1 rRNA gene is annotated in these 1,024 nt (G+C 55.7%); it reads right to left on the bottom strand.

From position 1 onward, the window contains the following. Nucleotides 1-2: 2 nt before the first annotated feature. Nucleotides 3-1,024 (bottom strand): 23S ribosomal RNA (locus ACFRAR_RS38830); the annotation flags it as partial.

Genomic DNA, 1,024 nt, shown 5'->3' with positions numbered 1-1,024 from the left:
CTGAGGACAAGCCCTCGGCCTATTAGTACCGGTCAACTCCACCCCTCACAGGGCTTCCATATCCGGCCTATCAACCCAGTCGTCTACTGGGAGCCTTACCCTCTCAAGGAGGTGGGAGTGCTCATCTCGAAGCAGGCTTCCCGCTTAGATGCTTTCAGCGGTTATCCCTCCCGAACGTAGCCAACCAGCCATGCCCTTGGCAGGACAACTGGCACACCAGAGGTTCGTCCGTCCCGGTCCTCTCGTACTAGGGACAGCCCTTCTCAACACTCCTACGCGCACAGCGGATAGGGACCGAACTGTCTCACGACGTTCTAAACCCAGCTCGCGTACCGCTTTAATGGGCGAACAGCCCAACCCTTGGGACCTACTCCAGCCCCAGGATGCGACGAGCCGACATCGAGGTGCCAAACCATCCCGTCGATATGGACTCTTGGGGAAGATCAGCCTGTTATCCCCGGGGTACCTTTTATCCGTTGAGCGACGGCGCTTCCACAAGCCACCGCCGGATCACTAGTCCCTACTTTCGTACCTGCTCGACCCGTCAGTCTCACAGTCAAGCTCCCTTGTGCACTTACACTCAACACCTGATTGCCAACCAGGCTGAGGGAACCTTTGGGCGCCTCCGTTACTCTTTAGGAGGCAACCGCCCCAGTTAAACTACCCACCAGACACTGTCCCTGATCCGGATCACGGACCGAGGTTAGACATCCAGCACGACCAGAGTGGTATTTCAACGTCGACTCCACAACAACTGGCGTTGCTGCTTCAAAGTCTCCCACCTATCCTACACAAGCCGAACCGAACACCAATATCAAGCTATAGTAAAGGTCCCGGGGTCTTTCCGTCCTGCTGCGCGAAACGAGCATCTTTACTCGTAATGCAATTTCACCGGGCCTATGGTTGAGACAGTCGAGAAGTCGTTACGCCATTCGTGCAGGTCGGAACTTACCCGACAAGGAATTTCGCTACCTTAGGATGGTTATAGTTACCACCGCCGTTTACTGGCGCTTAAGTTCTCAGC

The sequence above is a fragment of the Kitasatospora sp. NPDC056651 genome, assembly GCF_042792155.1.
Lineage (GTDB): Bacteria > Actinomycetota > Actinomycetes > Streptomycetales > Streptomycetaceae > Kitasatospora.
The sequence above is the reverse complement of the archived record's forward strand: the minus strand, read 5'-3'. Positions and strand labels throughout refer to the sequence as shown.